General features: G+C 72.5%; 13 protein-coding genes. 6 read left to right on the forward strand and 7 right to left on the reverse strand.

Annotated elements, in window-relative coordinates:
* The first annotated feature begins 16 nt into the window (after positions 1-16).
* On the forward strand, positions 17-865 hold the full coding sequence (locus B0I33_RS08595) for an SAM-dependent methyltransferase (protein WP_106178020.1): 849 nt from the start codon (positions 17-19) through the stop codon (positions 863-865).
* A gap of 181 nt (positions 866-1,046) precedes the next feature.
* On the opposite strand, the gene B0I33_RS30180 is transcribed toward B0I33_RS08595, so the two are convergent.
* Positions 1,047-1,556 (reverse strand): SLC5/6 family protein, encoded by a 510-nt coding sequence (locus tag B0I33_RS30180; protein WP_219927158.1) that lies wholly within the window; start codon positions 1,554-1,556, stop codon positions 1,047-1,049.
* The gene (locus B0I33_RS08600; RefSeq protein ID WP_219927159.1) at positions 1,445-2,368 is read right to left on the reverse strand and encodes a cytosine permease; all 924 of its coding nucleotides are present in this window, start codon (positions 2,366-2,368) and stop codon (positions 1,445-1,447) included. Before B0I33_RS08600 ends, B0I33_RS30180 begins: the two co-directional genes overlap by 112 nt.
* Before the next feature lie 127 nt (positions 2,369-2,495).
* Between B0I33_RS08600 and B0I33_RS08605 the strand changes: the two genes are divergently transcribed.
* From B0I33_RS08605 to shbA, 4 genes are all read left to right on the forward strand, one after another.
* Positions 2,496-4,058, forward strand: coding sequence for a PucR family transcriptional regulator (locus tag B0I33_RS08605; protein WP_106178021.1), 1,563 nt, complete (start codon positions 2,496-2,498; stop codon positions 4,056-4,058).
* A gap of 78 nt (positions 4,059-4,136) precedes the next feature.
* Entirely contained in the window at positions 4,137-4,757 is a 621-nt protein-coding gene (locus B0I33_RS08610; RefSeq protein ID WP_106178022.1) for a DUF1989 domain-containing protein, read from the forward strand.
* Positions 4,754-5,881, forward strand: coding sequence for an oxidoreductase (locus B0I33_RS08615; protein WP_106178023.1), 1,128 nt, complete (start codon positions 4,754-4,756; stop codon positions 5,879-5,881). Before B0I33_RS08610 ends, B0I33_RS08615 begins: the two co-directional genes overlap by 4 nt.
* Before the next feature lie 371 nt (positions 5,882-6,252).
* Positions 6,253-6,876 carry an RNA polymerase sigma factor ShbA gene (gene shbA, locus B0I33_RS08620; protein ID WP_106178024.1) on the forward strand — a complete coding sequence of 208 codons (624 nt, stop codon included), beginning with the start codon at positions 6,253-6,255 and terminating at the stop codon, positions 6,874-6,876.
* On the opposite strand, the gene B0I33_RS08625 is transcribed toward shbA, so the two are convergent.
* A complete protein-coding gene (locus B0I33_RS08625; protein WP_106178025.1) occupies positions 6,827-7,576 on the reverse strand; it encodes a YwaF family protein in 750 nt (249 codons plus the stop codon). The genes shbA and B0I33_RS08625 overlap by 50 nt on opposite strands.
* Positions 7,577-7,712: 136 nt before the next feature.
* Here B0I33_RS08625 and B0I33_RS08630 point away from each other — a divergent pair, with 136 nt between their 5' ends.
* Positions 7,713-8,813, forward strand: coding sequence for a CapA family protein (locus tag B0I33_RS08630; RefSeq protein ID WP_106178026.1), 1,101 nt, complete (start codon positions 7,713-7,715; stop codon positions 8,811-8,813).
* A gap of 7 nt (positions 8,814-8,820) precedes the next feature.
* On the opposite strand, the gene B0I33_RS08635 is transcribed toward B0I33_RS08630, so the two are convergent.
* The 4 genes from B0I33_RS08635 to B0I33_RS08650 form a co-directional block, all read right to left on the reverse strand.
* Positions 8,821-9,180, reverse strand: coding sequence for a lipopolysaccharide assembly protein LapA domain-containing protein (locus B0I33_RS08635; protein WP_106178027.1), 360 nt, complete (start codon positions 9,178-9,180; stop codon positions 8,821-8,823).
* 187 nt (positions 9,181-9,367) lie between these two features.
* On the reverse strand, positions 9,368-9,904 hold the full coding sequence (locus B0I33_RS08640; protein ID WP_106178028.1) for an MmcQ/YjbR family DNA-binding protein: 537 nt from the start codon (positions 9,902-9,904) through the stop codon (positions 9,368-9,370).
* A 95-nt stretch (positions 9,905-9,999) separates the two neighbouring features.
* Complete coding sequence (locus B0I33_RS08645) at positions 10,000-10,986, reverse strand: AraC-like ligand-binding domain-containing protein (RefSeq protein ID WP_106178029.1); 987 nt, start codon at positions 10,984-10,986, stop codon at positions 10,000-10,002.
* 213 nt (positions 10,987-11,199) lie between these two features.
* On the reverse strand, positions 11,200-12,606 hold the full coding sequence (locus B0I33_RS08650; RefSeq protein WP_106178030.1) for an aldehyde dehydrogenase family protein: 1,407 nt from the start codon (positions 12,604-12,606) through the stop codon (positions 11,200-11,202).
* Between the last annotated feature and the right edge of the window lie 7 nt (positions 12,607-12,613).

Consider the following 12,613-nt stretch of genomic DNA (forward strand, 5'->3'; position numbering starts at 1 on the left):
AGGAAGAGGAGAGCACATGCCCGACAGGGACCCGGACCACGTTCCCGAAGGAATCGACCTGGACCGGCCGAACCCGGCCCGGATCTACGACTGGTTCCTCGGCGGTACCGCGAACTGGGCCATCGACCGTGAGTTCGGCGCCAAGGCGGTCGAGGCGTTCCCGATGATCAGGACCATGGCCCGGGTCGGCCGCGAGTTCCTCGGGCGCGGCGTGCACTACCTGGCCCGCCAGGGAGTCACCCAGTTCCTCGATCTCGGTTCCGGGGTGCCGACGGTCGGCAACGTGCACGAGGTGGCCGACTCGGTGAACCCGGAGTCCCGCTGTGTCTATGTCGACAACGAACCGGTCGCCGTCGCGCATTCGCAGGTGCTCCTGGAGCAGGAGGGCGACCTCGACCGGCACGCCGTGTTCCAGGGCGACCTGCGCGAGCCGGAGCGGGTGTGGGAGCGGGCGCTGGAGACGGGCGTGCTCGACCCGGGCCAGCCGATCGGCCTGATCCTGGTGAACGTGCTGTACTTCGTCGGCCCGGAGGACCGGCCGCAGGAGATCCTCGCGAAGTACCGCGACCTGCTGCCGTCCGGTTCGTACCTGCTGTCGTCGCACCTCACGGCGGACGGTGTGCCCGAGGAGGGCGCCGAGGGCCGGGACGAGGTGCGCCGCCAGTACCAGCGGTCCAGCTCCGAGCTGCACCTGCGCTCGCGGGAGGAGTTCACCCGCTTCTTCGACGGTTTCGAACTCGTCGACCCCGGCGTCGTGTGGATCCCGGAGTGGCGGCCCGACGAGCGCGAGTCCCCCGCGACACGGCAGTTCCTCGCGAACCCCCCGGCCAGCAGTGGCCTCGCCGCGCTCGGCCGCAAACCCTGAGCTCGTTCACCCACTGCATCCCCACCCGCCTCACTGATGCGAAGCGAGGGAGCTTTGCTCCTGGAATCGGCACCGGCGCGCGGCGTCTCCGTTGGGGTGCTGGGAGACGGGCCGGCGGGAGTGCGGCTTCCTCGCTCGCTCCGGTGGCCGTCGCCCGCGCCGGGCCCGGGACGGAGGGCGCTCACCGGGTCTCCGCGGCGAGCACCACGTGCGTGGTGTGCCACCCGGCCCGCCTCGCCAGCGCCTCGAACAGGGGCACCGCGAGTATCGCGGCGACGATGCCCTGTACCGGGGGCAGCCCGAGCGCGAGCTGGTCGGTGCCGAAGGCGACCACGGTGCCGGTGACGTAGGCGGCGGCGCACGTCCAGCGGAACCGGACGAACCGCGTCCGCGCCAGCGGCGGCAGCGTCCCCCGCCACACGAACACGTAGTCGCCGATGATCGTCCCGCCCAGCGGCGGGATCAGCACGCCCAGCAGCACGAGGTACTGCGGCAGCGCCTCGTAGATGCCGGAGAGCGCGAGCACCATCGCGATGGCGATCCCGCCGACCACGAACGGGCGCTTGCCGCGCACTCCCGTCAGCTCCGCCCCGGCGAGCCCGAACGCGTACGCGGCGTTGTCCTGCGTGGTCCAGACGTTGAGCCCGAGCAGGACGACCGCCGCCAGCGTGAGGTCGAGATAGCGCAGCACCGAGACGAAGTCGCCCTCCGCGAAGGCGAGGGCGCCGACCGCGCCGAACACCAGCATGAGCAGGTTGGCGACGAAGAACGCACCGAACGCCGCGAGGAACGCCTGCCGGGCAGCCGCGCGAAGCGGCTCCAGTTGGGTGTCTGGGTGCCGCCGCTGACGAACGTGCCCACGACGATCGTCACCGCCGTCGCCCACGGCAGGGTCGCCGACGGTGCGAGGGCGCCGAAGCCGGCCACGCCGCCGACCTCGTCCACCGCCCGCACGACCACCCACACGCACAGCCCGAACATCAGCGGCACCGACAGGGCGCTGAGCAGTTCGATCCCGCGGTAGCCGTAGTAGGCGGTGACACCGGTCAGCGCGGATCCGACCACGATCACCAGCCATTCGAAGCCGTGCCAGCCGAACGCCTCCACGACCAGGTCGGCCAGGAACGCCGCCGTCACCGCGTACCAGCACACCTGCGTGCCGCCGAGCAGCAGGTCCGCCCACTTCGAGCCGCCGCTGCCGAGCGTGTACCGCGCCAGCAGCACGGTGGTCAGCCCGGTGCGCGCGCCGATCACCGACAGCACCGCCACGTACGTGCCGAGGATGAGGCTGCCGGTCACGAGGATCGCCAGCAGTGACGAGGGCCGGAACGCCGTCGCGACCTGCGCCCCGGCCAGCATCGTCGGGGTGAAGAACACGAATCCGAGCAGGACCGTCGTCAGCGAGAGCAGGCCGCGCCGGGCGTTCCGCGGCACCTCCGTGAGCGGGTAGTCGTCCGCGTCGGCCGGTCGCGCGGCGCTGCCGTGCCGCTCCAGGGTGGGCATCGTTGACCTCCGTTGCCGTGAAACCAGTGTGGGGACGGGATGCCGACCAGCGCACCACCACCGCCCCCGGGGGAGGTAGAGGAGATTCCTCTAGCGAATCGCCGGGACGGCTGGTTGTATCCACACCGTGCTCACGATCCGCTCGCTCGTGGACGTCGGGTCGCTCGGACTCCGCGTGCTCGTTCCGGGCGGGCCTGCCGCGCTGGACGAGCCGCTGCGCTGGCTGCACACCACCGAACTGCTCGACCCCTCCACCTACCTGCGCGACCGCGAGCTCGTGCTGACCAACGGGCTGTGGCACGACGGTGCCAACGCGGCCGAGTTCGTCGCCAACGTGGCGAGGGCCCGCGGGGCGGGCATCGTCTTCGGCCTGCGCCGGGTGACGCCCGAGACGCCGCCCGATCTGGTGGCGGCCTGCGGTCGCGCGGGACTGCCGCTGGTGGAGCTCGCCATCACGGTCCCGTTCACGGAACTGACCCGCCGCGCGGCGACCGAGCTGGCGGGGGAACGGCAACGGGCACTGGTCGACACGGTCCGGCGGGGCAACGACCTGGCGGCCGCCATCTCCCGTGGCGCGGGCGCCACCGGCGTGCTCAAGGTGCTGCGCCGCGACCACCACCTGCCGCTGGCGGTGATCGACCGGATGGGCCGGGTGCTCGCCGCGGACGGCGTGGAACCCGGGGCGGAAACCGCGCGGCGGGTCGCCGAAGGGCTCAAGCGGCATCCGCCGCCGTTGCGGCTGGAGCTCGGGGACGGTCAGGGCGAGGCGGTGCTGTTCCTCGTCAACACCCTGGCCGGGGCGGACGCCGCGCTCGTCTGCCTGGCGCCGCTCGACTCCCTCGGCGACGCCGAACGCGAGGCGCTCACCCAGGCCGCGCACTACCTGAGCCTGGAGGTCGCGCGCACCGAGCTGATGCGCGCGATCGAGTCACGGTTCGCCCACGAGCTGCTGGAGATGATCCTTTCCGGCAGCCGCGCACAGGGGGAGGTCGCCGCCCGGCTGGAGTCCTTCGGGGTCCGGCCGGACGGTCCGCTGGCCGTGCTGGCCGTCGCGGCGCGCGGGGAGGTGCCCGCCGACGCCGCGCTGGCGGAGCGGGTGGGCGAGTTCTTCCCGGCCGAGGGGACTCCCGCGGTCGTGATCGGGGGCAGCCAGGACGTCGTGGCGATCTTCCCGTGGGCGGAGGACGCCGATGCGCTCCCCGCGCTCGCCGACCGCCTGCTCACCGCCGTGGGCCGGGCCGGGAGCGCGGGGGCGACGGTGGCCGGTCTCGGCGGCATCGCCGAAGGGTCGCGCGGGCTGCGGCTGCCGCTGCGCTACGCCAGGGACGCGTGCCAGGTGCTGCGCCGGGGCGCCGGCAGGCGCATCGCCCACTTCACCGACCTCGGCTCGCACCGCTTGCTGCTCGGCGCTCAGGACGACGAGACCCGCAGGCGGTTCGCCGACAGCGTGCTGGGACCGCTGCGCGCGCACGACGCCGAGCGCGGCTCCTGCCTGGAGGCCACCGTGCGGGCGTTCCTGGCCAACGACGGCCGGTGGGCGGAGACCGCGGCGCGGCTGTTCGTGCACGTCAACACGTTGCGCAACCGGCTCGCGAAGGTCGCCGAGCTCACCGGCCACGACGTCACCACCACCGAGGGCCGGGTCGATCTGTTCCTCGCCGTCGAGGCGGACGCGCTCGGCAGGCACTGAAGCATCCTCCAGTCGTGATCACGCCCGCTGTGGGAACGTCCATGGCCGGTGCCCGGTGCGCGCTGCTGAGCTGGAGCCATGCAGCTGAACACGTTGATCGAGCGGGTGGAGGTACCCGCCAGGGAGGGCAGGCTGGTCCGCCTCGCCGCGGGCAGGCGGGTGCGGGTCACCACCGAGACCGGCGGGCAGGTCGGCGACCTGTTCGCGTTCACCGGCGACGACCTGTCCGAGCACCTGTCCGCCGCCCACACGCGGGCCCATCTCGACCGGTTGTTCCCCGCGGTGGGCGAACAGTTCGTGACCGATCGGCGACGACCGATCCTGACCCTGGTGGAGGACACCTCGCCGGGCAGGCACGACCTGCTCATCCCGGCGTGCGACCCCGCCCGCTACCGCGCGCTCGGGGTCACCTCGCCGCACGCGTCGTGCGCGGAGAACCTGCGGCACGCGCTCGCGGGGCTGGGCCGCGAGCTGCCGGTGGTGCCCCAGCCGGTGAACGTCTTCATGGACATCCCGGTGGATCCGGCAGGCGGGCTGGCGTGGCTGCCCTCGCCCGCGCCGCCGGGTGCCGCCATCACGTTCGAGGCGGTACGGGACAGCGTCGTGGTCGTGTCGGCCTGCCCGCAGGACCTGGTGGGCATCAACGCGCGCGGGCCGCAACCGCTGGTCGTCGAGGTGGTGGAGGGGGCGCGGGCATGACGACGCATTCCGCCCTGCGGGGCGCCGACCTCGCCGGTCTCCCGCTGGCCAACCGGCTCGCCGTGGCCCCGATGACCCGCGTGTCCGCCACGGCGGAGGGAGTGCCCACCGACGCGATGGCCGGCTACTACACGGAGTTCGCCGCTGGCGGGTTCGGGCTCGTGCTCACCGAGGGCACCTACACCGACCGCGAGTACAGCCAGGGCTACCTCCACCAGCCTGGGCTGGTCACCGACGCCCACGTCGCGGGGTGGCGGCGGATCACCGAGCGGGTGCACGCCGCGGGCGCGATGATGATCGCGCAGCTCATGCACGCCGGGGCGCTGTCCCAGGGCAACCGCTTCCGCACCGGGACGGCAGGACCCTCGGCGGTACCACCGCGCGGCGAGATGATGCCCGAGTACGGCGGCGCGGGCCCGTGGCCGGTGCCCGCTGAGCTGACGGCGGCGCAGCTCGAGGACGTGGTGGCCGGGTTCGTCGCGGCCGCGCGCCACGCGGAGCGGGCCGGGTTCGACGGTGTCGAGATCCACGCGGCCAACGGTTACCTGCTCGATCAGTTCCTCACCGACTACACCAACCGGCGCACGGACGGCTACGGCGGCCCGGTCGTGAACCGGGTCAGGCTGGCCGCCGAGACCGTCGCCGCCGTCCGCGCGGCGCTGCCTTCCGGGTTCGTGGTCGGCGTCCGGCTGTCCCAGACGAAGATCAACGACTTCACCTACCGCTGGCCCGGTGGTGCGGACGACGCCGAGGTGATCTTCTCCGCGCTCGTGGACGCCGGCGCCGGTTACCTGCACATCGCGAGCGAGGGGCGGGACTGGATCGAGACGGCGCGGCTGGACAGCGGCGACACCATCACCGCGCTGGCCCGCAAGGTGGGTGGCGTCCCCGTGATCGCCAACGGGGGCATGCACCGGCCGGACCAGGCCGCGCGCGTGCTCGATGAGGGGCACGCCGACCTGCTCGCCATCGGCAGGGCCGCGCTGGCCGACCCGGCGCTGCCGAAGCGGCTGGCCGAGGGCACGCCGCCGGTGCCGTTCGACCCGGACATGCTGCACCCGGCCGCGACCCTGGCCAACGTCGAGCGGTGGCGGCGGGAGAACGGAGGGGGACCGGCACGCTGAACCCGACGTGGCACGCCGCCGCATCGGTCCGCCGGGCCCGGCGTCGGCGTGCCACGCATCTGGCCCTGCTCGAGGGCGGGGAGCGGGACGTGCTCGGCCGCGGGACCGGCGAACGGCAACAATCAGTGATACCGGTGGGTTGATTTCTCACTTCCGTTATTCACCCGAATGTCGCAGGAACAATTACCGGCATTCGGGTCTTCGTTATGCGACCGCAATGGCGGATTTCCGGCCCCGCGGTTATCGTCTTCGTGCACGTCGGCGCTGTGCGGCAGGGTGGGAACGCCGGACCGAGGGGGCGGTCAGTCGTATTCGTCGAGCAACCGCAGAAACGATCGCAGAACAGCGCGAAGCAGGGGTGACGCACGCTGATGGAATCGGCTGCCGCGGCAACGGTCGAGACCGCGCCAGAACCGGGCAACGGGCACGATGATCAGCTGAACGCACTGGCCGCCCGTGCCGCCACGGGTGACCGCGCGGCCGCGGAACGGCTGCTGACCGTGGTGCGACCGGCCATTGTGCGGTACTGCCGCGCCCGCATCGGACGCAGCTTCGGGACGTACTCCTCGGCTGACGACGTCGCCCAGGAAGCGTGCCTGGGAATCTATCGTTCGCTCAGCGGCTACCGGTCGATCGGCAATTCGTTCCGCGCATTCGCTTATCGAATCGCCGCCAACAAGGTCGTCGACCACTACAGAAAATCCAAGGTCGGCAGAGAAATGTCGTACGAAGTGCTGCCGGAGGAGGTGGACACGAGCGCGAATCCCGAATCTCTTTTCCTGAAATCAGAGTACGCCGGGCAGATGCGGCGGTTGCTGGGGCACGTGAGCGAGCGGGACCGCGACATCCTCGTCCTCCGCTGTGTCGTCGGGCTCTCGGCGGAGGAGACGGCGCAGACGATCGGGTCCACGCCGGGTGCCGTCCGGGTGGCCCAGCACCGGGCGCTCACCAAACTTCGGGCGGTCCTGTCGGTGCATCCGGACGGGCCCGCGTAGCTCTCCGGTGGTGCTCCCACGGCCAGGTCATCAGCGCCCACGCGGTGAGGATCAGCGCGATCTCGGGCAGCAGGTACCACGGCCACGGCCCCAGCAGGTCCAGCACCGACGCGGTCTCGGGCTTGCGGTTGAGGAAGCCGTAGTTGGTGCCGGTGGCCGCGTTGAACACCATGGCCACCGCCGCCCACCCGGCGGTGAGCCCCACGGTGACGCGGTAGCCGTGCCAGGTGGGGCGCACGCCGATTCCCCACGTCAGGTAGATCGCTGCCCACACCACCAGCAGGTGCATCGCCCAGAAGGCCAGGAACTCGTGGTGCGGGAAGTCCGGCCCGGTGAGCACGGGGAAGAACAGCGCCTGCGTGCTCAGGGACAGGCACCAGTAGTACGTGATCGCGCAGGCCCAGCGCCGCCTCGACCAGAGCGCGTAGGCGGCGACGAAACCGGCGAGGTCCGAGATGTGCAGCGGGACCGAGCGGTCGAGTCCCAGGCCGGAGGTGGCCATCGAGTAGCCCTGCACCGTCAGCTGCATGGCGAGGACGGTCAGGGCGAACCCGCGCCCGAACCGGCGGGCGGCCGGCGTGCCCCGGTGGGCCCGGCCGGCGCGGACGAGCACCGCCGTCCCCGCCGCGAAGACCGCGAGCACCCCCCAGTGCGACGGGCCGTAGGCGGTGAAGCCGCCCCCCTCCGTGACTGTCTCCATGACCTACCCACGGTATCCGTGCTCACCGGAGCGGGCACCCGCTGAGCGGGCGGTACCGGCACCCGGCGCGGGGGGACGCCCGTGCCTACCGTGAAGGGGGAGAGGGTTCGCCGATCCCCGAGCGGGAGGCCGGGACGTGCGCACGCTGTTCCTCTGTGGCGACGTGATGCCGGGCCGCGGCATCGACCAGGTGCTGCCCCATCCGGGCGAGCCCTGGCTGCGCGAGCGGGTGGTCCGGGACGCACGCGACTACGTCCGCCTCGCGGAGCTCTGCCACGGGCCGGTCGCGGCGCCGGTCCCGTACTCGTGGCCATGGGGCGAGGCGCTCGACGTGATCGAGGCCGAACGGCCGGACGCGCGGGTGCTGAACCTGGAGACCGCCGTGACCGAGCGCGGTGCGTTCGCGCCGGGGAAAGGGGTCCACTACCGGATGACCCCCGCGAACCTCCCGGCGCTGCTCGCCGCCCGGCCCGACGTGTGCGTGCTGGCCAACAACCACGTCCTCGACTTCGGCCACGACGGCCTGTCCGACACGCTGGACGCGCTGGCCGCGGCGGGACTCACGGTGGCCGGTGCGGGACCCGACGGCGATGCCGCCGCGCGCCCGGCGACGGTCGGCCTTCCCGGCGGGAACAGGATGTGCCTGCTGGCCGCCGCGGCCGCCTCCAGCGGCGTCCCACCCGGCTGGGCGGCCGCCGCCGGTACGCCCGGGGTGCACCTGCTCCCCGACCTCTCCGACCGCACCGCCGAGCGGATCGCGGACCGGCTGGCGGCGGAGAAGCGGCCGGGGGACGTGGCGGTGTTCTCCGTCCACTGGGGATCGAACTGGGGCTACGACGTGCCGGACGCCCAGGTGCGGTTCGCCCACCGGCTCGTGGAGCTGGGCGTGGACGTGGTGCACGGGCACTCCGCACACCATCCCCGCCCGGTCGAGGTGTACGGCGGCGGGCTGATCCTCTACGGCTGCGGCGACCTCGTCAACGACTACGAGGGCATCACCGGTGCCGAGAAGTACCGCGGCGACCTCCGGCTGCTGTACTTCCCGTCGTTCGACGAACGCTCCGGCCGGTTCGCCGACCTGCGGATGTGGCCGGTACGGGCCCGGCGGCTGCGGCTGGAGTCCGCGCCCGGGCCGGACGCGGCCTGGCTGCACCGGTCGCTGGACCGCGTGAGCGCGCGGTTCGGCACCCGGATCGTGCTGGAAGCGGACGGGTGGCTCGGCACCCGGCCCGGCTGAGCGGGCGTCAGCGGGCCGCGGCGCCGGACGTCCGCCGCACGCGCCTGCGCAGCTGCAGGACCCGGGCCGCGCCGAGGAAGGCGACCAGCAACGCGCCGCCCACGGCCGCGAACAGCAGCGCCACGCCGAGCGGGATCGAGCCGGAGAAGCCCAGGAACGTCACGGTGACGGACGTCTGGTTCTGCAGGATGAACACCAGCAGGAAGACCAGCAACACCGTGCCGACGATCGCCGTCACCCAGATGGCGCTGGTCCTGGTCCGGGAGACGACGTCACGGCCGTGGCCGCGCTCGTCCGCCACCGGGGTGGTCTCGTCGTGCTCGGGGCGCGGCGAGTCCGCCGAGTTGTCGCCCGCGGAGGTACTCATGGCCCCATGATGGCGCGGCCGGTGCCGGTCCGCAGCGTGAACCGCGGGCGTGTCCGCCATCTGTGCGCACGTGTCCGCCGGTTGGGTACGCGTGTCCGCAAGGTGTGTACGCGTGTCCGCCGGTTGAGTACACGGATGGCGACATGGACGTCGGACACGCGGTCGTGGACGGCGGACACGGTGGGTGTCAGCGCAGCGACATGCCCTGCTCCGCCAGCGCCTCGCGCAGCACGCGGATCGCCTTGGGGCCCACCCCGTGCAGGGCGAGCAGATCCCGTTCACCGTGGGCCGCGACCTGCGCGAGGGTGAGCAGGCCGGCCTGGCGCAGTGCCCGCGTCGCCGGCTTGCCGATTCCGGCGGGCAGGTCGCTCTCGTCGGCCGGGCCCGCCGTGCCGGCCGCGGTGAGCGCGGCCGCCAGCCGCCGGGGCGCGCGGTGGATCCATGCCGCGCGCACGAGGGCGTTGAGCTCCTTGCCGCCGATGTCGGCCAGCGGGACGCGGAAGCCGATGAGCGTGCCCATCCGGACCAGCCGTTCCCCGCCGGGATGCGCCGACAACGCGGCGTCGACCTCGTCGGCCGGGAGCTGGAGCTGGACCTGGCCGTCCTTCGTCACCGAGGCGAAACCCTTGCCCCGCACCGAGAACGCGACCATGCCGAAATGGGTGCCCTCCTCGGTCTCGGGAAGGGCCAGCGCTGCCTTGCGCAATTGGGACACCGTGGTCATGGCCGGATCCTAGGACGCACCACCGACACGCGTGCCTGGATCGCGGACACGCGTGCGCGGATGGCGGACACGCGTGCGCGGATGGCGGACACGCGTCAGCTGGCTCGCCGCGCGTGGTCGCCGAGCAGCCGTTCCCGGTAGGCGGTGGGTGACTCGCCGAACTCCGCCTTGAACAGCCTGCTGAAGTGCGCGGCGTCGTGCAGCCCCCAGCGCGCCGCCACCCACGAGACGGGGCGGTCGGCGAACAGCGGGTCGGCCAGGTCGCGCCGGATGTGCTCCAGCCGCCGGGAGCGGATCCAGACCGAGACCGTCTGCCCCTCGGCCGAGAAGATCGTGTAGAGGTGCCGGGTCGAGATGTAGTGCGCCTGCGCGATGGACGACGGCGTGAGGTCGTGGTCGCCGAGGTGCTCGAGGATGTACTCACGCACCTCCCTGGCCAGGCTCCTGGCCGAGTTCGTCGCGGGTCCCTGGCGGCGGTGCAGCTCCTGCGACAGCATCGTGACGAGCAGGTCCAGTGCCGAGTGGACCAGCCGGGAGGCGTGGCTGCCCGCCAGCTGGTCCATGTTCCGCCCGAGCTCGACGAAGAACGGGTTGATCACCCGGCCCAGACCGGTGTCGTTGGGGAACCGCGTCGCGGTGACCCGGGCGACCTCGTCCCGCGGCAGGTCCACCAGCTCGTGCGGGAACATGACCACCATGGCCTGGTTGTGCTCGGGAAGGGTCAGCGTGTACGGCCGGTGGGTGTCGTAGATGGCCAGGTCGCCGGGTCGCAGCTCGGCGCGGCGCCCGTCCTGCTCCAGGATCGCGGGACCGGCCAGCTGGAGGCTCAGCTTGTAGTACCGGTTGTCGTCGTCCGAGATGAGTTCCGGACTGCGCCGCACGAGGTGCGGTGTCGCCACGATCTCGAACACGGAGACGTCCTCGATCACGGTCTGGGCGAGGTGGCCCTGGAAGGTGACGCCGTCGAGTTCCTCGACCTCCAGCGGCACGACGGTGCGCGCGATCACGGACTTCCAGACGGCGAGTCCGAACGGCGCGCCCGGCGTGTCGACGACGTAGTCGGCGGTACCGGAACCGGACATCGCTCCTCCTTCCTCGAGGAATCGCGGACTCGCGGAATCCCGGGATCGTAGCCGACCCGCGGTGCCGGGTGTGCCCTTCGTTATCCGCCAAGTGGAATCGGTGACGTTTGTCGGAGCGTGCGGAGTGCTTGAGTTTCCGTGAACGGTTCGGGCGCGCAGCGGGCCGCGGTCCCGGCCGGATGCGGGACCGCGGCCCACTCGCCGCGGGTGCGGTCAGGTCGCGATGACCTGCGGCACCCCGACGGCCTTGAGTCCTTCCGCCCCGAACTCCAGGCCGTAACCGGAGCCCTTGACACCCCCGAACGGCACCATCGGGTGCACCGTCCCGTGCTTGTTGATCCACACCGTGCCCGCCTCGATCCGGGCCGCGACCTGCCTGGCCCGCTCGACGTCGCTCGACCAGACCGACGCGCCGAGCCCCACGTCGAGCGCGTTCGCCTGGCTGAGCGCGTCGTCGAGGTCGGTGTAGGCGATGATCGGCAGCGCCGGACCGAACTGCTCCTCCACGACGAGCGGAGCGTCCGGCGGGAGCCCCGTGACCAGCGTCGTCGGGTAGAAGTTGCCGGGCGCGTCCCGGTCGGGGTCCCCGCCGAGGACGAACCGCCCGCCCGCGGCTCTGGCCTGCTCGACGAGCTTGTCGACGATGTGGAACTGGTCGGTGGTGGTGAGCGGCCCGAGCACGTTGTCCTCGCTGGTCCCCGGTCCCATGGGCATCCGGGCGGCCACGTCGGCGAGGGCGTCGACGACGTCGTCGTGCAGGGCCTCCGGCACGTACAGGCGCTTGAGTGCCGCGCACGTCTGGCCCGTGTTGATGAAGGCACCCCAGAACAGGTCCTCCGCGATCGCGGCCGGGTCCGCGTCCGGCAGCACGATGCCCGGATCGTTGCCGCCGAGTTCGAGGGTGAGCCGCGGCAGGTTGGCGGCGCTCGACCGGACGATCGCCTGGCCGGTGCGGGTCGAGCCGGTGAACATGATCTTGTCGAAGGCCGGGTGGGCGGTCATCGCGGCGCCGAGGTCGCCGCTCCCGGACAGCACCGTCAGCACACCCTCGGGCAGCACCTGGTTGACGATCTCGGCGAGGGCGAGCACCGAGAGGGGCGTGTGCTCGGACGGCTTCATCACGACGGCGTTACCCATGCGCAGCGCGGGCCCGAGCTGCCAGGACGCGATGAGCGCGGGCCAGTTCCACGGGCCGATGGCGCCCACCAGACCCGCGGCGCGGTAGCTGAGGGTCGCCTGACCGGACTCGTCGTCGAGCACCCGCTCGGGTTCGAGCGGGGTGGCGGCGGCGGTGCGCAGCCAGGCGGCGACCCCGCCCGCCTCGAACCGGCTGCCCGGGCCGTTGAGCGGCTTGCCCTGCTCGCGGGTGACGAGGTGGGCGAGCGCTTCGGCGGACCGGTCCACGGCGTCGGCCGCCGCGTTCAGCAGCCGGGAGCGCTCCTCGTGGCCGAGCGCCTCCCAGGCGGGCTGCGCCGCGCTGGCGGCGGTGACGGCCCGCTCGAGGTCGTCAGGGCCACGTTCCGGCGCCCGGCCGATCACCTCACCGGTGGCGGGGTCGGTCACCGGAAGGCCACCGTCCGGTGTGGTCACCGCGGCCAGCAGGGTCTCGTAGGTCTCCATGTCCTCT

The sequence above is a fragment of the Prauserella shujinwangii genome (assembly GCF_003001955.1).
GTDB lineage: Bacteria > Actinomycetota > Actinomycetes > Mycobacteriales > Pseudonocardiaceae > Qaidamihabitans > Qaidamihabitans shujinwangii.

What these genes read in the sequence shown, in the direction of transcription:
- B0I33_RS08595 (WP_106178020.1), top strand. Translation starts at nt 17, where the DNA reads ATGCCCGACAGGGACCCGGACCACGTTCCCGAAGGAATCGACCTGGAC.
- B0I33_RS08600 (WP_219927159.1), bottom strand. Translation starts at nt 2,368, where the DNA reads ATGCCCACCCTGGAGCGGCACGGCAGCGCCGCGCGACCGGCCGACGCG.
- B0I33_RS08610 (WP_106178022.1), top strand. Translation starts at nt 4,137, where the DNA reads ATGCAGCTGAACACGTTGATCGAGCGGGTGGAGGTACCCGCCAGGGAG.
- B0I33_RS08615 (WP_106178023.1), top strand. Translation starts at nt 4,754, where the DNA reads ATGACGACGCATTCCGCCCTGCGGGGCGCCGACCTCGCCGGTCTCCCG.
- shbA (WP_106178024.1), top strand. Translation starts at nt 6,253, where the DNA reads ATGGAATCGGCTGCCGCGGCAACGGTCGAGACCGCGCCAGAACCGGGC.
- B0I33_RS08625 (WP_106178025.1), bottom strand. Translation starts at nt 7,576, where the DNA reads ATGGAGACAGTCACGGAGGGGGGCGGCTTCACCGCCTACGGCCCGTCG.
- B0I33_RS08635 (WP_106178027.1), bottom strand. Translation starts at nt 9,180, where the DNA reads ATGAGTACCTCCGCGGGCGACAACTCGGCGGACTCGCCGCGCCCCGAG.
- B0I33_RS08640 (WP_106178028.1), bottom strand. Translation starts at nt 9,904, where the DNA reads ATGACCACGGTGTCCCAATTGCGCAAGGCAGCGCTGGCCCTTCCCGAG.
- B0I33_RS08645 (WP_106178029.1), bottom strand. Translation starts at nt 10,986, where the DNA reads ATGTCCGGTTCCGGTACCGCCGACTACGTCGTCGACACGCCGGGCGCG.
- B0I33_RS08650 (WP_106178030.1), bottom strand. Translation starts at nt 12,606, where the DNA reads ATGGAGACCTACGAGACCCTGCTGGCCGCGGTGACCACACCGGACGGT.